The sequence below is a fragment of the Pseudomonas sp. AO-1 genome (assembly GCF_019775695.1).
In the GTDB taxonomy this organism is placed as follows: Bacteria; Pseudomonadota; Gammaproteobacteria; order Pseudomonadales; family Pseudomonadaceae; genus Aquipseudomonas; species Aquipseudomonas parakoreensis.
On the sequence record NZ_CP079947.1, the window covers coordinates 82,295 to 108,966 of the forward strand.

At 60.3% G+C, this 26,672-nt stretch carries 22 protein-coding genes and 1 pseudogene; 13 read left to right on the plus strand and 10 right to left on the minus strand.

The annotated features are described in order from the left end of the window. Positions 1-335: 335 nt before the first annotated feature. Entirely contained in the window at positions 336-1,661 is a 1,326-nt protein-coding gene (locus tag KVQ82_RS00390) for an OprD family porin (RefSeq protein ID WP_042561899.1), read from the minus strand. Between the two features lie 326 nt (positions 1,662-1,987). On the opposite strand from KVQ82_RS00390, the gene KVQ82_RS00395 reads away from it, so the two are divergent. The 6 genes and pseudogenes from KVQ82_RS00395 (at position 1,988) to KVQ82_RS00420 (ending at position 7,359) form a co-directional block, all read left to right on the plus strand. Next, positions 1,988-2,161, plus strand: a complete 174-nt coding sequence (locus KVQ82_RS00395; protein WP_230679402.1) for a hypothetical protein — start codon at positions 1,988-1,990, stop codon at positions 2,159-2,161. A 141-nt stretch (positions 2,162-2,302) separates the two neighbouring features. After that, positions 2,303-2,862: pseudogene (locus KVQ82_RS00400) on the plus strand (arsinothricin resistance N-acetyltransferase ArsN1 family B). 107 nt (positions 2,863-2,969) lie between these two features. Beyond that, positions 2,970-3,362 carry a hypothetical protein gene (locus KVQ82_RS00405; protein ID WP_140396033.1) on the plus strand — a complete coding sequence of 131 codons (393 nt, stop codon included), beginning with the start codon at positions 2,970-2,972 and terminating at the stop codon, positions 3,360-3,362. A gap of 251 nt (positions 3,363-3,613) precedes the next feature. Continuing rightward, positions 3,614-4,540 carry a LysR family transcriptional regulator gene (locus KVQ82_RS00410; protein WP_108184286.1) on the plus strand — a complete coding sequence of 309 codons (927 nt, stop codon included), beginning with the start codon at positions 3,614-3,616 and terminating at the stop codon, positions 4,538-4,540. A gap of 102 nt (positions 4,541-4,642) precedes the next feature. Beyond that, positions 4,643-5,269 (plus strand): glutathione S-transferase family protein, encoded by a 627-nt coding sequence (locus tag KVQ82_RS00415; protein ID WP_222017499.1) that lies wholly within the window; start codon positions 4,643-4,645, stop codon positions 5,267-5,269. Between the two features lie 59 nt (positions 5,270-5,328). Further along, the gene (locus KVQ82_RS00420) at positions 5,329-7,359 is read left to right on the plus strand and encodes a pyridoxamine 5'-phosphate oxidase family protein (RefSeq protein WP_222017501.1); all 2,031 of its coding nucleotides are present in this window, start codon (positions 5,329-5,331) and stop codon (positions 7,357-7,359) included. A gap of 115 nt (positions 7,360-7,474) precedes the next feature. Here the strand turns inward: KVQ82_RS00420 and KVQ82_RS00425 are convergent, their stop codons facing one another. Genes KVQ82_RS00425 through KVQ82_RS00460 form a run of 8 tightly spaced genes read right to left on the minus strand, consistent with a single transcriptional unit; the run spans position 7,475 to position 16,480 of the window. After that, positions 7,475-8,605 (minus strand): glycosyltransferase family 4 protein, encoded by a 1,131-nt coding sequence (locus KVQ82_RS00425; RefSeq protein WP_222017503.1) that lies wholly within the window; start codon positions 8,603-8,605, stop codon positions 7,475-7,477. Next, the gene (locus KVQ82_RS00430; protein ID WP_198759157.1) at positions 8,606-9,736 is read right to left on the minus strand and encodes a glycosyltransferase family 1 protein; all 1,131 of its coding nucleotides are present in this window, start codon (positions 9,734-9,736) and stop codon (positions 8,606-8,608) included. It lies immediately after the preceding gene. Beyond that, entirely contained in the window at positions 9,720-11,096 is a 1,377-nt protein-coding gene (locus KVQ82_RS00435; protein WP_086792543.1) for a glycosyltransferase family 1 protein, read from the minus strand. The genes KVQ82_RS00430 and KVQ82_RS00435 overlap by 17 nt, the downstream gene beginning before the upstream one ends. After that, positions 11,093-12,358: an ABC transporter ATP-binding protein gene (locus tag KVQ82_RS00440; RefSeq protein WP_222017505.1), complete on the minus strand. Its 1,266-nt coding sequence runs from the start codon at positions 12,356-12,358 to the stop codon at positions 11,093-11,095. The genes KVQ82_RS00435 and KVQ82_RS00440 overlap by 4 nt, the downstream gene beginning before the upstream one ends. Continuing rightward, positions 12,358-13,155, minus strand: a complete 798-nt coding sequence (locus tag KVQ82_RS00445) for an ABC transporter permease (RefSeq protein WP_041073796.1) — start codon at positions 13,153-13,155, stop codon at positions 12,358-12,360. Before KVQ82_RS00445 ends, KVQ82_RS00440 begins: the two co-directional genes overlap by 1 nt. Continuing rightward, positions 13,155-14,597 carry a mannose-1-phosphate guanylyltransferase/mannose-6-phosphate isomerase gene (locus KVQ82_RS00450; RefSeq protein WP_222017508.1) on the minus strand — a complete coding sequence of 481 codons (1,443 nt, stop codon included), beginning with the start codon at positions 14,595-14,597 and terminating at the stop codon, positions 13,155-13,157. The genes KVQ82_RS00445 and KVQ82_RS00450 overlap by 1 nt, the downstream gene beginning before the upstream one ends. A gap of 3 nt (positions 14,598-14,600) precedes the next feature. After that, the gene (gene gmd, locus KVQ82_RS00455) at positions 14,601-15,569 is read right to left on the minus strand and encodes a GDP-mannose 4,6-dehydratase (protein WP_007960806.1); all 969 of its coding nucleotides are present in this window, start codon (positions 15,567-15,569) and stop codon (positions 14,601-14,603) included. Next, entirely contained in the window at positions 15,566-16,480 is a 915-nt protein-coding gene (locus tag KVQ82_RS00460) for a GDP-mannose 4,6-dehydratase (RefSeq protein WP_222017509.1), read from the minus strand. Before KVQ82_RS00460 ends, gmd begins: the two co-directional genes overlap by 4 nt. A gap of 427 nt (positions 16,481-16,907) precedes the next feature. Here KVQ82_RS00460 and KVQ82_RS00465 point away from each other — a divergent pair, with 427 nt between their 5' ends. From KVQ82_RS00465 to KVQ82_RS00495, 7 genes are read left to right on the plus strand one after another with little or no spacing between them, the layout of a single operon-like run. Then, the gene (locus KVQ82_RS00465; protein ID WP_222017512.1) at positions 16,908-18,518 is read left to right on the plus strand and encodes a glycosyltransferase; all 1,611 of its coding nucleotides are present in this window, start codon (positions 16,908-16,910) and stop codon (positions 18,516-18,518) included. Then, the gene (locus tag KVQ82_RS00470) at positions 18,512-19,816 is read left to right on the plus strand and encodes a glycosyltransferase (protein ID WP_222017514.1); all 1,305 of its coding nucleotides are present in this window, start codon (positions 18,512-18,514) and stop codon (positions 19,814-19,816) included. The genes KVQ82_RS00465 and KVQ82_RS00470 overlap by 7 nt, the downstream gene beginning before the upstream one ends. Next, a complete protein-coding gene (locus KVQ82_RS00475) occupies positions 19,813-20,697 on the plus strand; it encodes a bifunctional 2-polyprenyl-6-hydroxyphenol methylase/3-demethylubiquinol 3-O-methyltransferase UbiG (RefSeq protein WP_041073806.1) in 885 nt (294 codons plus the stop codon). Before KVQ82_RS00470 ends, KVQ82_RS00475 begins: the two co-directional genes overlap by 4 nt. Further along, complete coding sequence (locus tag KVQ82_RS00480; RefSeq protein WP_047596949.1) at positions 20,694-21,848, plus strand: acyltransferase; 1,155 nt, start codon at positions 20,694-20,696, stop codon at positions 21,846-21,848. The genes KVQ82_RS00475 and KVQ82_RS00480 overlap by 4 nt, the downstream gene beginning before the upstream one ends. Next, on the plus strand, positions 21,842-22,669 hold the full coding sequence (locus KVQ82_RS00485; RefSeq protein ID WP_222017516.1) for a class I SAM-dependent methyltransferase: 828 nt from the start codon (positions 21,842-21,844) through the stop codon (positions 22,667-22,669). The genes KVQ82_RS00480 and KVQ82_RS00485 overlap by 7 nt, the downstream gene beginning before the upstream one ends. A gap of 60 nt (positions 22,670-22,729) precedes the next feature. After that, positions 22,730-23,920 carry a DUF3142 domain-containing protein gene (locus tag KVQ82_RS00490; protein ID WP_222017517.1) on the plus strand — a complete coding sequence of 397 codons (1,191 nt, stop codon included), beginning with the start codon at positions 22,730-22,732 and terminating at the stop codon, positions 23,918-23,920. After that, positions 23,907-26,039: a hypothetical protein gene (locus KVQ82_RS00495; protein ID WP_222017518.1), complete on the plus strand. Its 2,133-nt coding sequence runs from the start codon at positions 23,907-23,909 to the stop codon at positions 26,037-26,039. Before KVQ82_RS00490 ends, KVQ82_RS00495 begins: the two co-directional genes overlap by 14 nt. Here the strand turns inward: KVQ82_RS00495 and KVQ82_RS00500 are convergent. Then, entirely contained in the window at positions 26,036-26,665 is a 630-nt protein-coding gene (locus KVQ82_RS00500) for a LysE family translocator (protein ID WP_222017520.1), read from the minus strand. The genes KVQ82_RS00495 and KVQ82_RS00500 overlap by 4 nt on opposite strands. Positions 26,666-26,672 lie beyond the last annotated feature (7 nt).

The window sequence follows — 26,672 nt, forward strand, 5'->3', positions numbered from 1 at the left end:
TGATATGAAAAATAGGAATCGGGCGTTTTTTAGATTCGCTTCGAACAGGTATAAAAAAGACGTCCCGAGGGACGTCTTAAAAATTCACCCTTTTCCGAAGGAGCTTCTAAAGGTGAAATTGTAGCTTTAACTGAGCAACAATGAGTTTCCAGATTTTCACAGGCTTGCTACTTGTCTGTAGAGATCTAACCAGATGCGCTAGCTAGATTCCTAATAACTCCCACTCACTATAAGCAATCCTAGTTAACGTGGAGATGATTGAAAAATTACAATTTTGAAATTTTCAATCAAAAATGGGACAATTTAGAAGAACCGAGAATTTTCCCGTTTAGGTATTACAGAATGGCGAGTGGGTACTCAACAATCACACGGACCTCATCCAGATCCGATTCAAAAGCGGTTGCGCGAGTATTCGCTTGCCGCAAGCGGAAAGACATATCTTTCAAGGAACCTGTCTGAACGACGTACTTCACCTCAATGTCGCGCTCCCAACGTTTCTGATCTGTCAACGGGTTCCCGTCTGCATCGCGCCTCATGTATGTTGCGTTAGCGTTGGAATAGTCAGCGTCGGTGCCGCGACCATAACGTGTCATAAACGACAGGCCTGGTACGCCGTACGAGCTCATGTCGAGGTCGTAGCGAACCATCCACGAACGTTCTTTTGGCGAGTTAAAATCGCTGTATTGGATCGAGTTGTCGAGAAAGATAGAGTCCGACTGACGCAGATAGTCGAAGTCGTCATTACCATTATTTCGCTGGTGAGAAAGTGCAAGTGAGTGCGCACCATACTTCACGCCAACTTTAGCGCTCCAAATATTGTTGTCGAATTCTCCCAGCAGTTTCTTTCCTTCATCAACGGCCTTGTAGTAATTCACGCCACCGAATACAGAAAGCTGATCAGACAGTGAGTAATTCAATCCCGTGCCCGCATAGTATTGATTCCAAGCGTCTTTGAGGCGACTGGAATAGAGACTAACGATGATATTTTTGTTAACGTTGTAGTCGCCGCCGAAATAGCCTACCCAAGGTGAATTAACAGGCCCTGCATAGAATGTCGCGAAGTTGTCGCGCATATTGCTGGAGACTGGTTGGCTCATGGCGTGCAGGCGACCACCTTGAACAGTCAGTCCTTCAATGCTGGTATTGGTCGCGGTTACACCGCGGAAACTTTCGGGTAGTAGTCTTGAGTCGCCAGAAGCCACGACGGGGTTCGCTGGAAAAACATCACCAACTTTCACTACTGTGTCAAAAGCGCGAACCTTTGCTGCCCCACCGACTTTTGTGTACTCATCTCGAGCCTCACCATCGCCATTGACAGGCAGTACATCGAACGAACTACGACCACCATTTCGACCGTCACCCGTATCAAGCTTCAACCCAATCATCGCGAAAGCATCGACGCCCACACCGACAGTGCCTTGAGTAAAACCGGATTCAAATTTACTGATGATCGCGTGCGACCAAGTCTCTGAATAACCATTGCCTGTGGGGCTTGATTGCCCGTTACGATGGTCACGATTGAAGTAGAAATTTCGATTTAGCACGGAAAGACTACTATCTTCGATAAATCCCCCAGTCTTTTCCTCTGCGAATGCCATGGAAGGCCCAGAACTGACAACCAACGCTAAAGCGGCCATTGAGAATTTTGTATTGTTATCCATTAATCACTCCTTAGGTTTGGCAGAACTAGTAAGTTCTTCGGCTGGAATTATTGTTTACGGAAAGCGCGTTGCGCTTTCGTATCGTCGCCGACTTGTATCGTTGCAATTTGAAGATAACAGGGAGATGATTGAAGAATTACAATTCTGTAATGTCTGTATTTTTTTTCAAAAAAATATTTCTGCGGCACATACCCACCGATGAGTGGCTCCTATTTACAACGAATCTTCGCATGTGTCTCCTGACGGGCGGCATGATTTAAACTTGAAGCGCATGCGTAGGGTCCGACTGGTTTTTAAGTGCGAATCCGGCGGTGACGATTGCTCGCGTGTTCACCAATACATTCTCGGGGATACGGATGTCAGACGTAGCGCTGTTCATCATCGCGCAGTTTTTCGGTGGGTTAACGGCGCTGTTCCTGGCGAAGGTTCTCGGTGCTAAAGACGTTGTCGTGGATATCCCGCAGCCTAGTCCCCATGAGCAAAAGCTCACAATTCACTGAACGATGCTCTCTACGGTTCGTGGATGCGGTAAGCCCGCTCAAGGCGTAGTTCACGTTCCTATCGCGACATCCTGAAGGGCTAGGCCTTAAGGTGGTTCAGCCTTTCAAACGCGATTTTTTAAAGGGGCAGTAAGGAAAGACATGAATTACAAAGTGAGGGTTGCTACACCATCTGATGCCCCTGCCATCCAGATTATCTATGCTCCAATGGTTTGAACTCAGTCATCTCGTTCGAGCTGATACCACCGACTGTTGATGAGATGGCATCAAGAATAACCGCAACACTACCGCCGCATCCCTATCTGGTAGCCGAGGTGGAGGGCAACGTCGTTGGATACGCTTACGCAAGCGAGCATCGAGCGAGAGAAGCCTATCGATGGTCGGCGGATGTCACCGTGTATGTTGATCCGGCTGTGCACCGAAAAGGGGTTGGTCGTGCGCTTTATCAGCAGCTTCTACCAGTTCTAGAGAAACAGGGGATTCATGCAGCCTATGCCGGCATTGCCTTACCCAACGCAGGAAGTATAGGTATCCATGAAGCACTCGGGTTCACCCACATCGGCACCTACCCAGAGGTTGGGTTCAAGCACGGCCAATGGCATAGCGTGGATTATTGGCGTAAACCGATTTGTGCTGTGACGCCGCCAATAGAAATCATCCCGTTCAGTGAGATAAAGGGAGAGTTGAGAAACCAGGTGTGAGGCGACCTGGCTACTATTCGTCGCCATCGGTACCAGGCTGTTCGCTGAGAGCTATGCTTATGGATGATTCACGTTCGAGTCAGTTTACCGACCGGCTGGAGGGATGAATGAATTTGGCGGCGTTTACCTCGCTGCTTTCCGCAGGCGAAAACATAAACGGGTGCCCACTCCCCGATTTAGATGCAGTGACATTCGCAGGTCTGCATTTTCCTTCCCGTGCATATTGCCTTGTTGCTGATTGGGTAATCTTGGATCTCGAAGTTACAACACGTCAACGAATAGCCATCACCGATAGAGGGCTTATCCCTGCCTTGGTTTACGCATTGACGGTTATCCAAGATAGAAAAGGTCGTTTTGCGCCTGGTGATTGGGTCAGATCAACGTTGGGGGTTTCCTTCACTCACAACTGCTTGTTTGAGACGAAAAATACGGTTTATGTGCTTATGGGAGCCGGCCGTAGGTTGCGCACAGATTTAGACATCGCACTGAGCTTGTGCTGAAGACCGCAGATTATGCTGCTCCCCTCCTGACCGCTTACTTCAGTTGTTGGTGTCACACTATGTTGGGAGCAGCCCGGCCCTGTATTTGAAGCGCAGCCCATCTGTGTCAATCTATGTTGCTGTTGTCTTTATCGCGAATCATCCTACAGACCCCGATTTACGCGATGGGTTGTGTCAAACTATGTTGTTGGTACCCACCCGCAAAAATCGCAGCCTCGGCTGCGATTTTTGTATCCGACTCGAGGGCATCCATGGACCGCTTCCAGGAAATGCAGATCTTCGCCACGGTGGCTCAGGAGCAGGGCTTCTCGGCAGCGGCGCGACGCCTTGGCTTGTCCGCCGCCAGTGTCACTCGCGCGGTTGCAGCGCTGGAGCAGCGTATTGGCACGCAGTTGCTGATCCGTACCACGCGCAGTGTGCATCTGAGCGAAGCGGGTCAGCGTTATCTGGAAGACTGTCGGAGAATTCTCGCCGAAGTGCAGGAAGCCGAGGATTCGGCGGCCGGCAGTCACGCCCAGCCCCGTGGGCAATTGACGGTGACTGCGCCGGTTTTGTTCGGTGAGTTGTTTGTCACGCCACTGATGACCAGTTATCTGACGCAATACCCGGACGTTTCGATCAATGCGCTGTTGGTTGATCGGGTGGTGAGCATGGTCGAGGAGGGCATCGATGTCGCGGTGCGCATCGGTGAGTTGCCGGACAGCAATCAGCACGCGATCCGGGTTGGCGAAGTGCGGCGGGTGATCTGTGCGTCGCCGGCCTACCTGGCCCGGTACGGCCGCCCCGAGCATCCACAGGCGCTGGCCGGCGCGCCGGTGGTGGCGACCTCGGCCATCGGCCAGTTGCGCAGTTGGCCGTTTGTGGATCAGGGCGAAGCGATCAGCGTGCGGCCAGAACCGAGGCTGGTGGTCACCGCCAACCAGGCGGCGATTACTGCGGCTTGCCTGGGCTTGGGGCTGACCCGGGTGTTGTCTTATCAGGTCGCCGGCAAGGTGGCCTGCGGTGAGCTGGAAATTGTCCTCGCCGACTTCGAACTGCCGCCGCTGCCGATCCATGTGGTGTATCAGGGCGGGCGCAAGGCGCCGGCGCGGGTACGCAGTTTTGTCGACCATGCAGTGAAAGCCTTGCGAGAGCATCCGGCGTTGCAGAACGCAGCGTTATTTCATCCAGTGAAATAATCGATTGCGATTGCTGGTGATTCTGTTGCTTTGAGGATGGGGGGAAGATGGCCTCCACCGGCGCTGCCATCCCGAACGGCGCCACCTCCAGCGGAGTCGACCATGCAAGCGATCAAACTCTACAACTTCCCGCGTTCCGGCCACGCCCATCGGGTGGAGCTGATGTTGTCCCTGCTGCAACTGCCGACCGAACTGATCCTGGTCGATCTGGCCAAGGGTGAGCACAAGCAGGCGCCGTATCTGGCGATCAACAGCTTCGGCCAAGTGCCGGCGATTGACGATGACGGCGTGGTGCTGGCCGACTCCAACGCGATTCTGGTGTACCTGGCGCTCAAGTATGGCAATGGTCGCTGGCTGCCGACCGATCCGCTGGGCGCTGCAAGGGTTCAGCGCTGGTTGTCGGCCGCCGCAGGGCCGATCGCTTTCGGACCTGCTGCAGCCCGATTGGTGACGGTGTTTGGCGCACAGTTGAATGCTGAAGAAGCGATTACCCGTGCGCACAACCTGCTCAAAGTGATGGACGTGGAACTGGGCAAGACCCCATACCTGGCCGGCAGCGAGCCGACCATCGCCGACGTGTCCGCCTACAGCTACATCGCCCATGCGCCGGAAGGCAACGTGGCACTGGACGACTACACCAACGTGCGTGCCTGGCTGGCGCGGGTTGAAGCCTTGCCCGGTTTTGTCGGCATGCCACGCACGGTCGCTGGTCTGCAAAAGACTGCCTGAGGTTCAATCCGATCTGATCGAGTTATCCACAATGCGCCGGCGGCGCGGGGAGAGGCGTGATGGAACGTTCACCGTGGCACGCTGGCGAGCAACAACTGCAGGCCCATGTCGGCGTTGCCGAGCGCATGGAGGCCTTTGGCCGAAAAGTGATTCGCGACTGGATGCCGGATCAACACCGCGCCTTTTATGAGCAATTGCCGTTCATGCTGTACGGCGCGGTCGATGGTGACGGGCGTCCATGGGCCAGTGTGCTCGAGGGCGCGCCAGGGTTTGCTCATTCGCCTGATCCCGGGCACCTGCATTTCGCCAGCCAACCCGCTGCTGATGATCCAGCGCAATTGCGCAATGGCGAACCGATCGGGTTGCTCGGTATTGAATTGCATACTCGCCGCCGCAATCGCCTCAACGGTCATGTCGCCAATCTCACCGAGCAGGGTTTCGAGGTGAGCGTGGATCAGGCTTTCGGCAACTGTCCGCAATACATCCAGCTACGCCAGTTCCAGCGCGTGCCGCTGACCGATCCGCAGACGCGGCCAGCGCAGCACGGCAACGGTCTTGATGACGCGGCCCGGGCGATGATCGAAGGCGCCGACACCTTCTTTGTCGCCAGTTACGTCGATGCCGACGGACAACGTGCGGTGGATGTTTCCCATCGTGGCGGGCAGGCCGGATTTGTCCGGGTTGAAGGTCATCGCCTGACCATCCCGGATTTTGCCGGCAATCTGCACTTCAACACGCTCGGCAATCTGCTGCTCAATCCCAAGGCTGGCCTGCTGTTCATCGACTTTTCCACAGGCGATGTGCTGCAACTGAGCGGGCGGACCGAAATCATCCTTGAAGGGCCGCAGATTGAAGCGTTCCAGGGCGCCGAGCGTCTGTGGACATTCGAGGTCGAGAAACTCGTGCGGCGTCCGGCGGCACTGGCCCTGCGCTGGCGCTTCGACGGTATGTCGCCCACCAGCCTGTTGACCGGCAGCTGGGCCCAGGCTGATGCACGTCTGCAGGCCAAGGCTCTCGGTGACCGCTGGCGGCCGCTGCGGGTAACCCGCATCGAAAGGGAGAGCCAGCACATCCGCTCGATCTATCTGCAACCGGACGACGGTGCAGGGATGCCGGTGTTTCAGGCCGGCCAGCATCTGCCGCTGCGCTTCATTCTGGGTGGAGAAACGCATATCCGCACCTACAGCCTGTCGAGTGCGCCATCGGATGATTTCCTGCGCATCAGTGTGAAACGCGAGGGCCTGGTTTCAGGCCATTTGCACCAGCAGATCCGGGTCGGCGATGTCCTCGAGGCACGGGCGCCACAGGGGCACTTCACGGTGGCGCCGCTGGAACAACGGCCGCTGGTGCTGCTGGCGGCGGGGGTTGGCATTACGCCGTTGCTGTCGATGCTGCGCGAGGTGGTGTATCAAGGCCTGCGCACTCGGCGGATTCGGCCGACGTGGTTGCTGCAGAGTTCGCGCAGCCTGGCCGATCAACCGTTTCGCCAGGAACTTGATCGCTTGCTGGACAGTGCTGGCGACGCGGTTCGGGTGATTCGCCTGCTCAGCCAGCCGGAAGCCGATGTGCATGAAGGCGTGGATTTCGACCGCCGTGGGCGTATCGACGGGGCACTGCTGCGCGATCTGCTGGAGGTCGAGGATTACGACCAGATCGATTTTGCTGTGTGTGGCCCCGGCGCTTTCACCCAAAGTGTCTACGACGGGCTGCGTGAGCTGGACATTCGCGACGCACGGATTCACGCCGAAACCTTCGGCCCTTCAACGCTCAAGCGCCAGCCAGACCCGGATGCGCTGGTCATCGAGCAGCCACCGGCCGCGATCACGTCAGTGCCGGTGATGTTCGAACGTTCTGCCAAGGAAGCGCGCTGGCAGCCGGACGGCGGCAGTCTGCTGGAGCTCGCAGAAAGCCGTGGCCTGCGCCCCGAGTTCAGTTGCCGTGGCGGTTCGTGCGGCACCTGCAAGACGCGCTTGGTCAGTGGCGCGGTGAATTATCCACAGCCCCCGGCGGACATGCCGGAAGCGGGGCAGGTGCTGATTTGCTGCGCGGTGCCGGCGCAGAGCGAGCAATTGCTGGTGCTGGATCTGTAACGCAACTCCCCCTGTAGGAGCTGCCGCAGGCTGCGATCTTTTGATCCTGGGTTTTTACAATCAAAAGATCGCAGCCTGTGGCAGCTCCTACAGAGGATTGATGTGTTGTGGTGGATCAGGCGTAAGACAGGTCTTTCTCTTCGAGCAGCTCCTGATACAACGCGGTCCACTTGCGGCCCATCTCGTCGGCGGTGAACAACTGCCGGTAACGCGCTTCGGCCTTGACGCCCATGGCCGCCGCGCGTTCGGGGTTTTCCCAGAGGGTACGCATCGCCTCGCGAAATGCCTGTGGATGACTCGGTGGCACCACCAACCCGGTTTCGTTGTGGATATTGATGTAGCTGGTGCCGGTGCCGATCTCGCTGGAGATCATCGGCTTGCCGTACATCGCGCCTTCGAGCAGCGAAATGCCAAACGCTTCGGAGCGCAGATGCGAGGGGAACACGATGGCGTAGCTCAGTTGCAGCAGGGCAACTTTGTCTTCATCGCCCAGACGCCCGAGGAAGTGGATATTACGCAGGCCCAGCGCGGCGGCCTGGGCATGCAGTTCCAGTTCCAGCGGCCCGGCACCGACGATGACCACCGGATAATCCACGTCCTTCAAGGCATCGAGCAGGATGTGCAGACCCTTGTAATAACGCATGACCCCGACGAACAGGAAAAACTTGTCCCCAAGCTGTTGGCGCCAGCGATTTATGCGTTCGCTGTCGGCCTGTGGATAACCCGCCTTGTTCAAACCGTATGGAATCACCCGGGTCTTGTCCTGGAACTGCTGCAACACGTCGCTGGTGTGCAGGTAGTTCGGCGAGGCCGCAACAATCCGGTCGGCGCTGGCGAGGAAGCGGTTCATCAGCGGGCGGTAGAGTTTGAGCAGATGCTTCTGGCGAATGATGTCGGAGTGGTAGGTCACCACGCTCGGTTTGTTCAGGCCGCAGGCAAAGTGCACCAGGTCCATGAACGGCCACGGAAAGTGATAGTTGACCACATCGGCTTCGGCCGCCAGTTCGCGAAACTGTTTGAACACGCTCCAGGAAAACCCGGTGGAGGCGAACTGGATGTCGAGTCTGGCGCGATGCACTTCGTGTGAGCCGAGTTGCATCACGGGAGGGGTCGGGTCGGCGCTGAGGGTCAGCACCTGACCGTCGATGCCGTGATGCGCGCCGCTTTCGCAGAGCTGGAAGATCACTTGTTCGATGCCGCCGACCGAATCTGGCAGGTACGTCTTGAAGAAATGAAGAACTCGCATTCAGCCTCCCATGGCCTGGCGGTAGGCACCGGCGGTGGCCTGTGCGCAACGTTCCCAGGAAAATAGCCGCGTCCGGTGCAATCCGGCTTCTCGGCAGGCCTGCCAATGCGCTTGATCGTCGATCAGGCGGATCAGCGCATCACGCAAGCCCTGTGCATCATCAGGTTCAATGTAGTTGCCCGCCGCGCCGGCGACTTCCGGCATGGCTGAAGAACGGGTGAGAATCACCGGAGTGCCACTGGCCATGGCTTCCAGTACCGGCAATCCGAAGCCTTCATACCGAGACGGAAACACCAGCGCCCGAGCGCCGGCCAGCAGTTGTGCGACCTGTTCATCCGGCAGATAGCCGAGCAGGCACACATGCCCCGACGCGAGGGCCTGACGCAGTTCATCGCTGAACTGGGCCTGTTGCCAACCGGCCATGCCGACGATCAGCAGCGGAAAACGCTGGCGCACGGCCTCCGGCAGCAGGGCATGGGCGCGCAATGCCAGGCTGAGGTTCTTGCGCGGCTCCAGAGTGCCGACACACAGGAAATATTCGCGCGGGGCAACGGCATGTGCCTTGAGCACCGCTTCGATGGCGTCGGGTTGCCGTGGGTGGAAGCGCTCGGCCACACCCAGTGGCGCCACCACAAAACGCTCGGCCGGCAGACCAAAATAAGCCTGCGCCTCGTCGGCAATCGCCTGCGAGTCGGTGATGATCCGTTGCGCCTGTTGCACGCCAGCCGCCAGACGCCGTTCGATTTCCTTGAGGCGCGCCAAGGGCTGGGTCTCAGGGAAGTGCAGATGGGTCAGGTCGTGCAGGGTGATCACGGTCGGGCCATCGAAGGCCAGCGGCCACAGGCTCGGCTCGTGATACAGGTCGATGCCTTGCGTGCGGCCCTGATCGAAACGTTTCTGCTCCAGCCAGCGCCGCGCTTGATAGGCCCCGGGGATCTGCCGCAGCAGTGGCGTCAAGCGCGAGTAGCCGGGCATGGCCGCTTCCGGCAGGGCCGAGCTCCAGCCCCAGCCGTGAAACAACGCCACCTCGACTTCAGTGCTGGCGCGCAGGGCGCGGACCAGTTCGGCGACGTAATGGCCGATGCCAGTGCGTGGCGCCTGAAGAATCCGCGCGTTAAGAGCAATGCGCATGCTGGCCTTCGGATGCGGGCAGTGGATGGTTCAGGTTGCGCTCGATGCGCTGCACCAGTTGTGCGCTTGCTTCGCGCCAGCTCAGCCAACGCCATTGGTCGAGGCTCAGAGGTGCCGGAAACTCACCCGAGCGCTCCATCCCGAGCACCAGGTCGGTAAGGCTCTGCGGATTGTGCAGGTCGAAATACGCCATGTAATCGCCGCCGATTTCGCGGAACACCGGGATGTCGCTGGCCATCGCCGGCAGCCCGCGTTGCATGGCTTCCACCAGAGGCAGGCCGAACCCTTCGACATGCGACGGGAATACCAGCGCGGTGGCGTGGGAGTAGGCGTGCTCAAGGCTTTTGTCCGAGAGCGAGTTGAACATGAACAGGCGACGGTTCAGTTGTGGGTGCTGGCGGATCCGCTCGATCAGGGCTTCGCACTTCCAGCCGATTTTCCCGGCGATGCACAAGCGCGCTGTGGAGCCAGCCGCCCAGGCACGTTCGAACGCATCGAGCAGGTAGGCGTGGTTCTTGCGCGGCTCGATGGTGCTGACCATCAGGAACACCGGCTCCGGGGTCTTGAACAGGTTCAGCAGGTTGCGATCGACCTCGGCTGCGGCGTCGGTCAGATCCAGTTCGGAACCCAGGTGGAAGTAGTCGAACCAGCGCTGCTGGACCTGTTGCGTGCCGATCCGGCGCAACATCTCTTGGCGCACCTGATCACGAATGGTGGTCGAGATCGCGACATAGCCATCGGCCGTGCGTGCAATCCAGTCGAACCAGTCATTGAACACCTTGACCAGACCCGCGTCGCAAAACTGCGGATGGGTCAGCGGGATCAGGTCGTAGATCACCGAAACGATACCCACGCCATCGCGTTTGAGTTGTTCGGCCAAGGGGAAAAAGTTGGCGTGCCAGGAGGAATCGAGCAACACCAGTTGATCGCCGGCCCGATGTTGCAGCGGCACGCAACGCTCGGGGATCGGTTTGCCCTTGAGCAGGCGCCCGAGGACGCGCATCGGCAGGCTGAAACAGGCAAACGCCGTGAGCCGGCAGAGCACATACAACACCCGCCGGGCGAAATGCGACTGGCTGAAAGGCCGGCGTCGTTCCAGAGCGCGATGGCGCAACCAGAAGCTGTTGGCCCACTGTTCCAGCTTCACCCGCAGGCTGGTCAGATTGATTCTCGGGGTTTTGATCGGCGCCAGGCTTTTCACCTCATACAGGGCACCGTCGAGCATCACCACCGGGATGCATTCGCGCTCGGCGTTGGCTTCTGGCAACTGTTGAATAACGTTGCGCACCACGCGTTGAATGCCCGAATTGGCGGACGGGTGTTCGAAAACGTAGGTGCACTCCATCAACAGTCGTGTCATCGCGAGATCTCCCTGTCTGGCTGCGGCGTTGCGTGTTCGCTGGAGCGGCTGATCTCGGTCCGGGCTTGCAGCCATGAGCAACCGACAAAGTCTTCCTGACGGTTGTTGATGACGTGGAAGACCAGACCGTAATCGCGCCATTCGAAATTGCGATCCAGATGCGAATCCAGACGCGACAGGCTCAGCGCCACCGAATAGCTGCCCTTGCCCAGGCGCATATCGAAGGCGAAGCGGAACGTCACCTGTTCACCGGCGCTCAGGTCGCTGATCGCCTGGTCCTGGCGATGGGTATTGATGCCGTAGATCGCCTGGCCGAGGCGATCCTTGATCAGAAAGCCCAACACCAGTCGTTCGATGTCCTCGCGCACCTCGGTCTGCACTTCCAGCACCACTGGCTGGCCGACTTCCGCCACTTCCAGGCTGCGCCCTTGAGCGTCGAGCAGGCGCACGCTGACGATTCCCGCTTCACCGGTCCCGGAAATGGTCTGCACCTGGCCGTTGGCGAGCATTTCCTGGCGCACGATCTGCCCTTCGCGCTGGGCAAGCATGGCGTTGTAGTAGTCCATGACCTCTTCGGGTTTGCCGCGCATGGCCAGACGGCCGTTCTCCAGCAGGATCGCGGTGTCGCAGATCGACTGAATCGCCGAACGGTCGTGAGACACGATCAACAGCGTGGTGCCAGCCTTGCGAAAGTTGCGGATGCGCTCGAAGCTTTTGTGCTGGAAGTAGGCATCGCCCACCGACAGCGCTTCATCGACGATCAGGATGTCCGGACGGCGCGCGGTGGCGACACTGAAGGCCAGGCGCATCTGCATGCCGCTGGAATACGTGCGCACCGGGTGATCGATGGCTGCGCCGATTTCGGCAAAGCTTTCGATCTGCGGCATCAAGACTTCGATCTCTTCGACCTGCATGCCCAGTAACTGGCCGGCCATGAACGCGTTCTGACGCCCGGTGAAATCCGGGTGGAAACCCATGCCCAGCTCCAGCAGCGCGGCCACGCGACCTTGCAGTTGAATCTGCCCGCAGCTGGGTTGCGTGGTGCCGGTGATCATCTTCAGCAGCGTACTTTTGCCCGCGCCATTGACCCCGACGATGCCGACGGCTTCGCCGGGCTGAATCTCGAAATCGATGTCCTGCAGGATCCAGTGCAAGTGGTGCCGCGTGCCGGAAAACGGCACCAGCCACTCGAACAACCGGCTCCAGCGATTGGGGTATTGCTTGTAGGCCTTGCCCAGGCCACTGACGCGTATATGTCCCATCAGAGTTCATCCACCATTTCGCCGACACGTTGCCGGAACAGGCGCAGGGCCATGGCGCAGAACAGCAGGCCGAGGATCAGCAACGGCAGCAGCGATGACCAGTTTGGCCACTGGTTGTAGAGGAACACGTTCTGGTAACTGGTCATCAACGCCGTCATCGGGTTGAGGCTGATCAGGTGCTGGATGCCCGGCGGCAGGATCGACAGTGGGTAAACGATGGGGGTCAGCCAGAACCAGAATTGCAGGCAGATGCCGAACATCTGTCCGACATCGCGGAAGAATACGTTGAGGATGCCGAGGATCATCCCCAGCCCAGCGGCGAAGATCACCTGCACCAGCAACAGTGGAATCAGCGCCAGCAAGGCCATGCCGGGCAGGCGCCCGCTGATCAGCAGAAAACCGAAGAACAGCGCGAGAATGATCGCGAAGTTGATCCCGGCGTTGAGCAGCGCAATCACCGGCAGGCAGATCCGCGGGAAGCTGATTTTCTTCAGCAGGTTGGCGTTTTCCAGAAACATGCTCTGGCTGCGCGAGGTGATTTCCGCGAACAGTCCCCAGGTCAGCAGGCCCGCGCACAGGTACACACTGTAGGCCAGGCCGTCATCCACACCCGGCAGGCGCGCGCGCATGATCTGGGAAAAGATCACCGTGTACACGACGATCATCGACAATGGGTTGAGCACGGTCCACAGCGCGCCGAACAGCGAATTGCGATAACGCGCCTGAAACTCCCGCTTGACGCTGCCGAGGATGAATCCGCGGTAGCTGCGCAGCGAGCGATACAGGGAAAGCAGCATCAAACCGTCCTGCCGTATTGGTCTTCGAAGCGCACGATATCGTCTTCACCCAGGTATTCGCCGCTTTGCACTTCGATGATCACCAGGTCGATCACGCCGGGGTTTTCCAGGCGATGGCGATGGCCAGCGGCAATGAACGTCGATTCGTTCTTGGCCACCAGGTGAGTGCCGGTACCGTTGTTGGTGACCTTGGCCATGCCTTCGACCACCACCCAGTGTTCGTTGCGGTGATGGTGCATTTGCAGCGACAGCTTGCCGCCGGGCTTGACCACGATGCGCTTGATCTTGAAGCGCGGGCCTTCCTCGAGCACGGTGTAGGTGCCCCACGGACGGCTGACCGTGCGATGCAGGCGGTAGGCTTCGTGGGACTTGTCCTTGAGCTGCTTGGCGACGCGCCGTACATCCTGGGCACGGTCGGCGTGGGCCACCAGCACGGCGTCGGCGGTGTCGACGATGATCAGGTTATCCACACCCACGGCAGCCACCAGCCGGCCTTCGCTCTGCACGAAGTTGTTGTGACTGTCGATGAACACCGCTTCGCCGCTGGCGCGATTGTTGTCGGCATCGGCCGGTACCAGTGCGGCCACGGCGCCCCATGAACCAATGTCGCTCCAGTCGAAACCGGCGGGCACCACCACGACTTTGTCCGAGCGTTCCATCAACGCGTAATCGATGGAGATGTCGGTGATTTCAGCGAACAGCGCTGCTGACAGTTCCTGTTGCAGACAGCCGACGGTTTCCACCGGGGCGCTGGCCTCCATGCAGGCGCGGGTCTGTTCCAGCAACTCCGGCGCGTACAATTGCAGCTCGTTGATCAGGGTCGCGGTGGTGAAGCAGAACATGCCCGAGTTCCACAGGAAGTTGCCGCTTTCCAGGTAATGCGCGGCGGTTTGCAGGTCGGGCTTTTCCACGAAACGCTGCACTTTTGCCGCGCCTTTGGCATCCAGTGGCGCGCCGGTTTCGATGTAGCCGAAGCCGGTTTCCGGGGCGGTCGGCAGCACGCCGAAGGTCACCAGATAACCGTCCTTCGCCAGGTTGACCGCGTGTTCGACGGCGCTCTTGAGGGCTTGCTGATTAACGATCAAATGGTCGGCGGGCATCACCACCATGATCGCGTCGTCACCGTGCAACGCTTGCAGTGACAAGGCCGCCGCAGCAATCGCCGGGGCGGTGTTGCGCCCGGTCGGCTCCAGCAGGAAATGTCCGCGATGGCGCGACACGTGGGCGGCGCAATAGTGATCCTTGCTCTGGAAGTAGTATTCGCGGTTGGTCACCGTAACGATGTCGCCCCAGCCGTCCAGCAATGCGGCGGCACGCTGATAGGTCTTGCCCAGCAGCGACTGGCCGTCGGGCAGGGTCATGAACGGCTTGGGATGGCCCTCGCGGGACACCGGCCACAGACGAGTGCCGGCGCCGCCGGACAGAATCACGGGGATCAGCATGGCCTACTCCTTGGCGACGCGTTTCATGTCCGCATCCATCATCATGCGGATCAGGGTGTCGAGGTCGGTTTTCGGTTTCCAGCCCAGCACGCGCTGCGCCTTGGCCGGGTTGCCAAGCAGCACTTCGACTTCGGCGGGGCGGAAGAACGCCGGGTCGATCTTCACGTAATCGCGGTAGTTCAAACCGACGTGATCGAAAGCGATGCGGCACATCTCGCGCACGGTGGTGGTGACGCCGGTGGCGACCACAAAATCGTCAGGTTTGTCCTGCTGCAGCATCAGCCACATGGCTTCGACGTAGTCACCGGCAAAGCCCCAGTCGCGTTTGGCGTCGATGTTGCCCAGGGCCAGTTCCTGCTGCTTGCCCTGTTTGATGCGGGCAGCGGCGTCGGTTACCTTGCGGGTGACGAATTCAATGCCGCGCAGCGGCGATTCATGGTTGAACAGGATGCCGCTGCTGGCGTGCAGGTCGAAACTTTCACGGTAGTTGACGGTGATCCAGTGGCCGTAGAGTTTGGCGACACCATAGGGGCTGCGCGGGTAGAACGGCGTGTTCTCGTCCTGCTGCTCAGCCTGGATCAGGCCGAACATTTCGCTGGTCGAGGCCTGATAGAAACGGGTGTGCGGGCTGAACTGGCGGATCGCCTCGAGCAGGTGGGTCACGCCCAGGCCATCGACGATACCGGTGGTCACCGGCTGATTCCAGGACGCGGCGACAAAGCTTTGCGCGGCCAGGTTGTAGACTTCGTCCGGCGCCGACTTGATCACCGCGCGTTGCACCGAGCAGGCATCGGCCATGTCACCGTCAAGGTAGACGATGTCGCCTTCGACGCCCATCTCGCGCAGGCGCCAGCGTGAATCGCTGCTGCGCCGTGCGACCAGACCGTGAACCTTGTAGCCCTTGTCGAGCAGCAGTCTGGCCAGATAAGCGCCGTCCTGGCCGGTGATCCCTGTGATCAGTGCACTTTTCATTCTTGTCGTACTCGCTGCTCCCAGTCGGACAGGATCGCCCGCAGGGATTGTTGTGTTGTAATTTTCGGCGCCCATCCCGTGACTTGGGCAAGCCTTGCATGACTGCCGCAAACGCGACGCTGATCCGCGCGGCGCATGCGCGCCGGATCCTGGACCAGTTGCAGGTCGACTTCGGCAAGGTCGGCCATTTGCTCGATCAAACTGCGGATGCTTTGCTCGCGGCCCGAGCAGATGTTGTAGACCTGCCCCGGCGTGCCTTTTTCCAGCAAGGCGAAATACGCCGTGATCACATCGCCGACATCGAGGAAATCGCGCGTGACGTCGATGTCGCCGACCTCCAGTTGCGCGGCTTGCAGGCCTTGTTTGATGCGGTTGATCTGGCGTGCAGCACTGGCGATGACAAAGTTGTCTTTCTGCCCGCTGCCGATGTGATTGAACGGCCGCGCCACCAGCACCGACCAGCCTTCGCTCAGGCCCCATTGCAGGCAGAGGAATTCCGCCGACAGTTTGCTCACGGCGTAGGGATTGCGCGGGCAGGGCGGTTGCAGTTCGGTAATGGGCAGGGCGCTCTCGTCGACTTGTCCATAGACGTCGCCGGAGCTGACATACAGGAAAGTCCCCTGAAATCCGCGCGCCTTGAGCGCCTGTAACAGATTAAGGGTACCGAGCAGATTGATTTCGAGCGTTCGGGACGGGTCACGGAAAGCTTCGGGAACGAAGGTCTGACCGGCCAGGTGAATCACCGCGTCGGGCAATTGTGGCCACAGATCGGTGAGGCTGGTCGCAGCCGTGAGATCGTAGGGCGCCGCCGCAGACAGCAGTTCCCACGTCGAGCCAGGCTGTTCCAGATGCGACTGGAGATGTTGTCCCACGAACCCACTGAGGCCCGTGATGAACAGACGTTTTTTCAAACACTGACCCCTTGGTCTTTAACATTCGCCACTTTCCCATAGGCTTTGGGGGAGGAGTCGTCAGGCCGGATAAAAAAGTCTGACAGGACAATCGGCGAAGTCATTGTTGTAGTTATTTGTTACCAATCTGTGCCAAATGCTCGGCAATTTCAACACCGTAAACCGTGACCGGTCAGTTCTCGTCAGCGTAGCCCTATTTATTCTTGTCGGGCGGTTCCCGGATTCGCAAAGGATGTGTTTAGAATGGCCCTCGTCGCCATCTCCCCGGATTCGCCGGGGATGTTGCGCAACAGGGTGAAACCAGCCACTAAAACAAGAACGAAGACGAGCTCAGGACGAAGGACGAGCAGCGGTGATCCCGACTCGATTCAGCGCCTGGCCGTCATAGCGTGAAACTGCCGGGATGGTGGTGTCACCGTGGGATGCCATGAATTTCATTCTTTACTCGGACGTCAATGACCGCTCCATCAGCCAGAGTCTGGGGCGTCCGGAATACAGCTATTACTTCGTGCTCAAGGCCTACCGTCCTGTGCTGGAAAGCCTTGGACAGGTGCACGTGGTGTCGTCGGCGGCCGAAGTCGACCCGTTGTATCGGCAGTTGCAACTGGCCGGTCAGGAATGCCTTTTTCTTTCGTTTGCGCCGCCGCATAAAACCCCGACCGACCTGCAATGCCCCGTGGTCTGCGTGATCGCGTGGGAGTACGACTCGATCCCGGATGACCCTCGCGATGACGATACGCGGCACGACTGGAGCCGGCTGCTGGCCAGCCATGGTCGGGCGATCACTTTGTCCAGTCACACCGCACAAGCCATTCGCCGGACCATGGGCGAAGATTTCCCGGTCCTGGTATTGCCGACACCACTGTGGGAAAGCTTTGCCGGGGTGCGCCAGCGGTACCCTGCTGCGCCGGTCAACCCAGGCACGGTGTTGCAGATCAAGGGCTGCATTATCGATAGCCGCACGCTCGGGTTGTCCGCCGATGGGCTGATCGCACCCGCCGTCGATGTGCAGGAGCCGCCGCCCGACGCGGTGGTTACACCCGAAGCAGCGCCATTACCGCCACTGACCTTGCGCCGACGTGCGTTCATCACCAAACACTACCTGCGCGAAAGTTATCGCGCCGCCGCGACCCCGACTGACCACGGGCCGCTGTTTTTGCTCAAGCACAATCTGTTGTTGTGGTATCGCGAAGCCGTTCGCGACTTGCTGCCGCTCGCCCTGCGCCGCCAGCTCTTCCGGTTGCGTAGCCCGGCCCCCGAGCCGTTGCCGCCGGCTGTCATCGTCGAAACACCGCCGGTGGTCGAGCATCCGCAGGCCAGCCTGCCGGACACCAGTGCCACGGTACAGACCGAGGTCAGCGGTGTGGTCTATGTGAGCGTGTTCAACCCTGAAGATGGACGCAAGAACTGGCATCACCTGATCACGGCGTTCTGCTGGGCCATGCGCGATGTCGAAGATGCCACGCTGGTGCTGAAGATGACGCAGAACGATCTGGCGACTTACTACGTGCACCTGATCACCTTGTTGTCGCAGCTGTCGCCCTTCGCCTGCCGGGTGGTGGTCATGCACGGCTACCTGGAAGACGAAGAGTTCGCCAGGCTCTACGGTGCTGCCAGTTTCTACGTCAACGCGTCCCGCTGCGAAGGTTTGTGCCTGCCACTGATGGAATTCATGTCCTGCGCTCGTCCGGTGATCGCGCCGGACCACACGGCAATGCACGACTACGTCGACGAGCGCGTCGGCTTCATCGTCAAGTCCAGCCGTGAGCCGACGATCTGGCCGGATGACGTGCGGATCCTCTACCGCACCCTGCGCCATCGTCCGGATTGGGGCTCGTTGAAAATCGCCTACGAAAACAGTTACGCCATGGCCAAAAACGATCCGGTGGCTTATCAGGCCATGGCCCTGGCGGCCAATGAGCGCATGCGCGATTACTGCAGTTTTGCCCCGGTGCAGCAGCGTCTGGCGCAGTTTTTTCAACTGACGCCGAGTGCAAGCCCACAGCTGATCGCCGAGGCGGGGACTGCATCATGCTGATCATCATTCATTCGGAAACCAACAAGAGCAACATTCAGCAGAACCTCGGCCGGCCCGAGTACAGCTATTACTTCGTGCTCAAGGAATTCCGCCCGGTGCTGGAACGCCTTGGGCAAGTGATTGAAGTGAGCAACCCGGACGAACTGGTTGATCGCCTGTACTTCGATTGTCTGAGCCGTGGCGAAGCGTGCGTGTTCCTGTCGTTCTCGCCGCCGCATCGCACACCGATTCATTACGCCTGCCCGACCATCCCGGTATTTGCCTGGGAATTCAGCACTATCCCCACCGAGAGCTGGCACGGTGAGCCACGTCACGACTGGCGCGTGGTATTGAACGCCTGCGGCATGGCGATTACCCATTCGAGTTTCACGGTGAACGCGGTCTGCGACGTGATGGGCGCGGACTATCCGATCTGCGCGATACCCGCGCCTGTCTGGGACCGTTTTGCCGCACGCGGTGCGCAGTTGCGCAAGCAGCCTGTGGTCGAAGCGGTGCAGTTGAGGTTGCGTGGCCTGTTGCTCGACAGCCGCACGGTGGATCTGCGCGCGTACGGTCCGCCGGGGTTGTGCGAAGGCACGCCAATGTCGTTTGCCGGGCCGCCGCAGGACTGCCAGCTGCAACTGGACGGCGTGGTCTACACCTCGGTGTTCAACCCGTACGACGGGCGCAAGAACTGGCAGGACATGATCAGTGCCTTCTGCACCACGTTCCGTGACGTCGCCGATGCCACCCTGGTGCTGAAGCTCACGCACCATGACATCGCCAATGCCCTGAATGACATGCTGCATCACCTGTACAAGAACCAGTCCTACCAGTGCCGGATCGTGCTGATCCACGGTTATCTGGCGGACGCCGATTACGAAGCGCTGGTGCAGGCCACCAGCTATGTGGTCAACAGCTCCTATGGCGAAGGGCAGTGTCTGCCGCTGATGGAGTTCATGTCCTGCGGCAAACCGGCGATCGCCCCGCTGAACACGGCGATGGCCGACTACGTCGACAGCGACAACGCGTTCATCGTTGATTCCACCGACGAGCTTACGGCATGGCCCCACGACCCCCGTGCGGCTTACCGTACCTTGCGCTACATCACCGATTGGGACTCGTTGTGCGCTGCGTACCGCGACAGTTATGAGGTGGCAAAAAACGACGTTGAACGCTATGCGCGAATGTCCGGGCATGCCGTTCACAACCTGCAGAAGTTCTGCAGTCAGGCGAGTGCAGAAGAACGCCTGCGGAGGTTTTTTGCGCAGCGCGCGCAGGCCCTCAAGCCGTTGTCCGTGGAAGCCTCGGGCGCATGATCCGGCGTCTGCTCGCACGCTTGCTCCCGGCTCCGTCGCCTGCTGCACCTGAGCCAAGCGCGCAGGTCTCGCCACGGGATGTGGGGTTGCATGACGCGATTCTCGACGGCTGGTTTTTGCCGGGCAGCGGCGAGTTGCTCAAGGGCTTCGCGATCACGGCTGACGACACCTTGCTCGACGTCGGTTGCGGCGAGGGCGTGGCGACGCTGTTCGCTGTGCGGCAGGGCGCCTCGGTGATCTTCACCGACAGCGAACATGACAAGGTTCGCGATCTGGCCCGGCAGGTGGAGGCGCAGAGCACAAAGCCGAATCTGGGGCTGGTCAGCAACAGCCTGCCATTGCCGCTGGCCGCCGGTTGCGCGAGCAAAGTGGTATGCATGGAAGTGCTGGAGCATATCGATCAGCCGGAACCGTTCATGGCCGAACTGGTGCGCATGGGCCGTCCCGGTGCGCAGTATCTGCTGAGTGTGCCGGCACCGGTGGGCGAGCACCTGCAACAAGGCATCGCCCCGGCCAGTTATTACCAGACGCCCAATCATGTGCAGATTTTCACCGAGCAGCGCTTTGCCGAACTGGTGGAGAACGCCGGGCTGGTGATCGAGCATCGGCAGGCCAGCGGCTTCTTCTGGGTGATGGGCATGATCTTCTTCTGGGCCAGCGAACGCGCTGCCGGCCGGGACCTCGGTGGCGCGGTACGCGACCGGATTCAGGCGCCGTATCCGCCGCTGATGGAAAGCTGGGCACGGACCTGGCAAGACCTGCTGGCGCAGCCTGACGGTTTGGCGATCAAGCAGATGCTCGACCGCTTCATGCCCAAGAGCCAGGTGATCATCGCCCGCAAACCGCTGGCTGGCGAAACCTGCACCGGGGGCCAGCCATGAGCGCCAGGCGGATCATGGACATCGAGGTGCTGCGTGCCATCGCCGTGCTCGGCGTGCTGTTCCATCACTTGCAGGGCAGCCTGTTCACCGACACCGTGCCGCTGCTGGAAAAAATCCACGCCTGGGCGCAACCGTGGTGGGGCGTTGATCTGTTTTTTGCGATCTCCGGCTTCGTTATCGCGCGCAGCCTGATCCCCGCGCTGCAAGGCTGCACCACGCGTCAGGAGTACTGGCAGCAGACGCGCAATTTCTGGCTGCGCCGGGTGTTTCGCCTGTTGCCGTCGGCCTGGTTGTGGCTGGCACTGATTCTCCTCGCGTGTGTGTTTCTCAACCGCTCCGGTGCCTTTGGCAGCTTGCACGCCAACCTGCAGGCGACGCTGGCGGGGGTGTTGCAGTACGCCAATTTCCGTTTTGCCGACAGTTTCTTTCATTACGAGTACGGCAGCAGTTTCGTCTACTGGAGCCTGGCGCTGGAGGAGCAGTTTTACCTGCTGTTCCCGCTGCTGATTGTGCTGTGCCGCAAGCATCTGGTCTGGGCCTTGCTGGCGCTGGTGGCGGTACAACTTTTCACCCTGCGCACGCCGTTGTTGATGGTGGTGCGCACTGATGCCCTGGCGCTCGGCGTGCTGCTGGCGCTGTGGAGTGCGCAACCTTCTTACCAGCGCTGGCAGCCGACGTTTCTGCGGCGACCGTGGGCTGGCGTGTCAGTGTTGATCGGCGTGGCGCTGCTGATGAGTTTCATGGCCACCGACCGTTTCACTTTCGCGCCTTATCGCATCGGCTCGATTGCCGTGCTCGGCGCGCTGCTGGTGTGGATCGCTTCGTACAACCGCGATTACCTGCTGCCGGCAGGCCACCTGCAGCGGCTGATGGCGTGGATCGGCAGTCGTTCCTACGGCATTTACCTGATTCATATCCCGGCCTATCTGCTAGTGCGGGAGCTGATCTTCCGTTTGCAGGCTGCCGGTTTACCGAGCCCGGCCGGGCACCCGATTCTCACCTTGCTGATCGCCTTCGGCCTGATCGTGCTGCTCAGCGAGCTGAACTACCGCTTCATCGAAATGCCGATGCGTAATCGCGGTGCCGCCCTGGTACGGCGCCTCGACACGTCCCGAACTGCCGTTTCAACCCCCGGAGCCACCTCATGCTGAGCCTATTGAAAAAACTCACGGCGGCGGCGCCTGCACCGGCCCCCGCGCAACCTGTCGCCCCGGTGGCGGACAAGGTCGATCCGTACATGCTCGGCCTCTACGATGCCAAGCTCAGCGGCTGGTTCAACCAGGAGACCGGCGAGCTGTTCAAGGGCTTCCCGGTGACCGCCGATGACACCTTGCTCGATGTCGGCTGTGGTGACGGCGGCAACGTGCATTTTTGCGGCATGCGCGGGGCGAAGATCATCATCGCCGACATCGACGGCGCCAAGGTCGAGGCCACCCGCCAACGCCTGAGCGATACCCCGGCGCGCAGCGTCGAGTGCCACGTCACTGACTGCAATCCGTTGCCGATCGCCGACGGCACCGCTACCCGTGTGGTCTCCACCGAAGTCATCGAGCACGTCGACGACCCGGCGCAGTTTCTCGCCGAGCTGGTGCGGGTCGGCCAGTCCGGTGCGCTGTACCTGCTGAGCGTGCCGCACCCAAGCTCGGAAGACTTGCAGAAGGACATTGCGGCGCCGGAGTATTTCCAGAAGCCCAACCACATTCGCATCATCAGTGAAGATCAATTCAAGACGCTGGTCAGCGACGCCGGGCTGGAGATCATCAGCCACAGCCAGTACGGTTTTTACTGGTCGATGTGGATGCTGTTGTTCTGGGAAGCCAAGGTCGATTTCAGCAACCCGGATCACCCGTTGCTCGAGCATTGGGCCAACACCTGGCAAGCGGTGCTCGATTCGCCCCGGGGTGCGCAGATCAAGCAGGCGCTGGACGCGGTCGTGGCGAAGAGTCAGGTAATCATTGCCCGCAAGCCTTGAGTCGCTCCTCCAGGGATTTGTGTACCCTGCATTTTTGTATCGGCAGGGAATAAGCATTTCATGCGGTTCGGCTTTTCGATTTTGATCGCGGCAACGCTGCTGCTCGCGGCTTGCGAGCGGCAGGATGCCCCCGCCCTCGATCAACAACTTTATATCTGGCAACGTCAATGGACGCCGGCCCATGACGCCGCCCTGCGCGAAAGCCGCGAGAGCTTCTCGACACTGCGCGTGCTGGCCTTGCAGGCATTCCCCAATGACGGCTGGTATCGGGCGCAAATTGATGCGCCGTTGCTCAAGCACGATGGCCGACCGCTGATTGCGGTGGTTCGTCTCGACGGTCAGCTCAAGGCGCTCGATCAGCAACAGGTGAGCGCACAGATCCTTCAGATGCTGGCTGACTGGCAAGCGCAGGGCCTGACGGTAAGCGGGGTCGAGATCGATCACGACGCCGGTAATGCGCGTTTGCTGGCGTACAGCGAATTTCTCGTGCATCTGCGTGGCGCATTGCCGGCCAACTTGCCGCTGAGCATCACTGCGTTGCCGGCGTGGCTCGACAGTTCGCAACTGCCGGCACTGCTGGCCAGCGTCGACAGCAGTGTGCTGCAGGTGCACGCGGTCAGCGATCCGCGTCGTGGTCTGTTCGACGCCGAGCAGGCGCGGCGCTGGGCCAAGGCCTGGGGGCGAGTGAGCGACAAACCGTTTTATCTGGCGCTGCCGGCCTACGGCGTGGCGCTGCTGCCGGATGCCGATGGCGTTCCGGTGGTGGAAAGTGAAGTGCCACTCGAGCGCGGCGGCCAGCGGCGCGAATTGCTCGCCGATCCGCAACAACTGAGCCGACTGGCCACTGACATGCGCGAGGATCGCCCGGAACATCTGGCCGGTTTGATCTGGTTTCGTCTGCCGCTACCCAATGATCGCCGCGCCTGGAGCCTCAGTACGCTGCGCGCTGTGGCCCGTGGCGATACGTTGAGCAGCCGGCTCGGTCTGACGTTCAGCGACCACGATGGCCTGCAGGACATCGCCCTGCGCAATGTCGGTAACCTCGACAGTGCCTGGCCCACGCGCATCACCGTCAAGGCCAGCGCTTGCGAGGGCGCCGATGCGCTCGCCGGTTACGCGTTGCAACAAAGCGCGGATCTGCTTACCTTCACCCGCCTGCGCGACGGTCGTCTGCCGGCGGGCGGACAACGCGCCATCGGTTGGGCGCGCTGTGCATTTATTGATCAAGGAGGTTCGCATGTTGACCCGTAACTGGCCCCGCCATCTGCTCTGCCTGAGCCTCAGCCTGCCGCTGGGTTCGGCGCTGGCCTGCGGCCCGGACTTTCCGATGCGCCTGCTCGACAATCGTGGGCAAAGCCTGGCCGAACTGCCGGAGGGCAACTTCAACTTCGAGATCAGCCGCCTCGGCAAAACCATTGCCGGGCTGAAGAACGTCACCGCCGCGACGCACAATCCCGACGACATGTACGGTGACGAAAGCGAGCCTGCGGCGCTTCGCGAAAAAGCCGAACAGGTGGGTCTGAGCGCCGAGCAACAAGCACTGGTCAAGCAACTGCGCGGCCTGACCGACGCGCGTCAGGTCGAGGCGCAGGGCGCCAGCCTGCCGGCGGAAATCCGCTTGTACGTGGCCGGCGCGGTGGCGTTTGCCACTGGCGATCATCCGCTGGCGATCGAATACTTCAACAAAGTGCTGGCGCTGCCGGCCGATCAGCGTCCGCTGCGCAGCACTTGGGCGGCTTACTCCCTGGGCCGCGCCTGGTTTGCCATGAGTGCCGAGGCGGGCGATGTCATTGAAGTGCTGGAGGACGCACGCGCAGCCTTCCGTCAGGCCCGACAACTGAGCATCGATGGCTTCAGCGATCCGCTGGAACTCGGTGTCGCCAGTCTCGGTGAGGAGGCGCGAGTGCTGCGCAACGCCGGTGACTGGAACGGCGCCATCGAACTGTACGAAGCGCAGAACCTGCACGGCTCGGCCGTGGGTTATACCTCGCTGAAACAACTGATGAATGAGCTGGCCGAACTGCCCGAGCCGCAACTGGCCAAGTTGCTGGAGCGCAAGGCTGTGCAGCAATTGGTTACCGCCTCGTTGATCAGCCGGATGGGCTGGTCGTTCGACGAACAACCGCCGAACGAGAAGAAGCTGATCAAGCTGCTGCAGGACAGCACCCGTGGCAGCCTGGAAAACGCCGATCGACTGGCGGCCATGAACTATCAACAAGGTGATTACGCCAGCGCCAAAGCCTTCCTGGAGAATGCCGGTGACGGCGGACTGGCGTGGTGGCTGCGAGCCAAACTGGCGGTGCGTGACGGTGATAAAAATGCCGCGGCTGCCGCCTATGCCAAAGCTGCGCAGGCTTTCCCGCAGAGCGAGGATTGGGGCTACCGGCGCACCCCGGACTGGGACTTTGAAACCGTCCAGCCGAAATGCCGGGTCGAAGGCGAGAGCGCGATTCTCGCGCTGCAACGTGGCGAATACCTGCAAGCGTTCGTGCAGTTGTATCGCAGCAACAGCATCTACTGGTTCGACGCGGCGACGGTGGCCGAGCGCGTGCTGACGGTCGATGAGCTCAAGCGCTATGTCGATGACAACGTGCCGGCGCCGCCGGCGCTGACCCAGCAGCAGCGCGACAACTATGTGCCGCTGCCGGTCGCCGCCAGCCTGCGCAATCTGCTGGGACGGCGCTTGCTGCGTGAAGGGCATTACGAGGAAGCGGTCGGCTATTTCGACAATCCCGACCTGCAGCACAAGGCCCGGCTCTACGGCGAACAACGGATGAAGGCCGACGCTGCGTGGTGGCCGACCAAACGCGCCAGCGCCTTGTACAACGCGGCGTGGACCGCGCGTGAATGGGGCATGGACATTCTCGGTTACGAGATGGCGCCGGATTACGCCACGTTTGGCGGCAATTACAGTCTGGAAAGCACCGAGCTGAAAGTCGGGCCGCTGGTGGCCGAGGCTGAAGTCCAGCGCCAGAAGGCCAGCCAGGCGCAACCGGACGAGCGTTATCACTACCGTTTTGTCGCTACCGCGCTGGCCAGCCGGGCTGCCGACAACTTGCCGCACACCAGTCAGGCGTTTGCTGCGGTGTTGTGCAATGCCGCCGGTTTCAACAGCAGCCTTGAAGAGCAGAGCGCGTTGTATCGACGCTACGTCAACGAAGGCCCATACGTGCCTTGGGCGGTGGACTTCGGCAATCAATGCCCGTACCCGGATTTCGAAAACGCCGACAAGCGTTACGTCACCCAGGTTACCGATGCCGTACGCAATACGTTGCGCCCGTATAAATGGCCGGTGGTCGGTGTCCTGGTGCTGTTCAGTGCGGGCGCCTTGGTGTTGCTCAGTCGTCGGCGCAAGGCACGCAAGCCCTAAGCCTGCTGGATAAACGTCAGGCGCACGGCAAAGCCGATCAACAGGCTGCCGAACAGCCATTGCTGAACGCGTTGGGCGGTTGGACTGTGTTGCAGCCAACGGCCCAGCGCCGCGCCGGTCAGGGCATAGGCGCTGTCGAACAGCAGCCCGACGCCCACCAGCAACACGCCGAGGGTGGCAAATTGGGTCAGTACCGCTGCGCCGTCATTGACGATGAATTGCGGCAACAGCACCGAGCAGAACAGCAACGCCTTGGGATTGAGCAGATTGGTCAGCAGGCCACGGCGAATCGCCTCGCGCCATTGTCCTTGGGCGTGTGTCACGGCGGGCGTGTTCAGGTTCGGCAGCCAGCTGCTGCGCAGGCATTGAATGCCGATCCACAGCAGGTACGCCGCCCCGGCCAGACGCACCATATCAAACGTCCACGGCGCCGCCTTGAACAGCGCCGCCAGACCCAATGCCGCCAATGCCACGTGACAGCCTCGGGCGATCGCCAAGCCAACGGCGGTTGCCAGCGCCGCACCGCGACCCTGGCGGGCACCGGTTTGCAGCAACAGGATCATGTCCGGCCCCGGCAACAGGAAGACCACCGCCAATGCCAGAAAAAACAGCCAGATACTTGTCATGTCGCAG

Excerpts from the sequence above, each read along its gene's own strand:
- KVQ82_RS00465 (WP_222017512.1), top strand. The coding sequence starts at position 16,908 with ATGAATTTCATTCTTTACTCGGACGTCAATGACCGCTCCATCAGCCAG.
- KVQ82_RS00425 (WP_222017503.1), bottom strand. The coding sequence starts at position 8,605 with ATGCGAGTTCTTCATTTCTTCAAGACGTACCTGCCAGATTCGGTCGGC.
- KVQ82_RS00500 (WP_222017520.1), bottom strand. The coding sequence starts at position 26,665 with ATGACAAGTATCTGGCTGTTTTTTCTGGCATTGGCGGTGGTCTTCCTG.
- KVQ82_RS00420 (WP_222017501.1), top strand. The coding sequence starts at position 5,329 with ATGGAACGTTCACCGTGGCACGCTGGCGAGCAACAACTGCAGGCCCAT.
- KVQ82_RS00435 (WP_086792543.1), bottom strand. The coding sequence starts at position 11,096 with ATGACACGACTGTTGATGGAGTGCACCTACGTTTTCGAACACCCGTCC.
- KVQ82_RS00480 (WP_047596949.1), top strand. The coding sequence starts at position 20,694 with ATGAGCGCCAGGCGGATCATGGACATCGAGGTGCTGCGTGCCATCGCC.
- KVQ82_RS00430 (WP_198759157.1), bottom strand. The coding sequence starts at position 9,736 with ATGCGCATTGCTCTTAACGCGCGGATTCTTCAGGCGCCACGCACTGGC.
- KVQ82_RS00490 (WP_222017517.1), top strand. The coding sequence starts at position 22,730 with ATGCGGTTCGGCTTTTCGATTTTGATCGCGGCAACGCTGCTGCTCGCG.
- KVQ82_RS00440 (WP_222017505.1), bottom strand. The coding sequence starts at position 12,358 with ATGGGACATATACGCGTCAGTGGCCTGGGCAAGGCCTACAAGCAATAC.
- KVQ82_RS00415 (WP_222017499.1), top strand. The coding sequence starts at position 4,643 with ATGCAAGCGATCAAACTCTACAACTTCCCGCGTTCCGGCCACGCCCAT.
- KVQ82_RS00390 (WP_042561899.1), bottom strand. The coding sequence starts at position 1,661 with ATGGATAACAATACAAAATTCTCAATGGCCGCTTTAGCGTTGGTTGTC.
- KVQ82_RS00405 (WP_140396033.1), top strand. The coding sequence starts at position 2,970 with ATGAATTTGGCGGCGTTTACCTCGCTGCTTTCCGCAGGCGAAAACATA.
- KVQ82_RS00495 (WP_222017518.1), top strand. The coding sequence starts at position 23,907 with ATGTTGACCCGTAACTGGCCCCGCCATCTGCTCTGCCTGAGCCTCAGC.
- KVQ82_RS00475 (WP_041073806.1), top strand. The coding sequence starts at position 19,813 with ATGATCCGGCGTCTGCTCGCACGCTTGCTCCCGGCTCCGTCGCCTGCT.
- KVQ82_RS00485 (WP_222017516.1), top strand. The coding sequence starts at position 21,842 with ATGCTGAGCCTATTGAAAAAACTCACGGCGGCGGCGCCTGCACCGGCC.
- KVQ82_RS00445 (WP_041073796.1), bottom strand. The coding sequence starts at position 13,155 with ATGCTGCTTTCCCTGTATCGCTCGCTGCGCAGCTACCGCGGATTCATC.
- KVQ82_RS00470 (WP_222017514.1), top strand. The coding sequence starts at position 18,512 with ATGCTGATCATCATTCATTCGGAAACCAACAAGAGCAACATTCAGCAG.
- KVQ82_RS00450 (WP_222017508.1), bottom strand. The coding sequence starts at position 14,597 with ATGCTGATCCCCGTGATTCTGTCCGGCGGCGCCGGCACTCGTCTGTGG.
- gmd (WP_007960806.1), bottom strand. The coding sequence starts at position 15,569 with ATGAAAAGTGCACTGATCACAGGGATCACCGGCCAGGACGGCGCTTAT.
- KVQ82_RS00410 (WP_108184286.1), top strand. The coding sequence starts at position 3,614 with ATGGACCGCTTCCAGGAAATGCAGATCTTCGCCACGGTGGCTCAGGAG.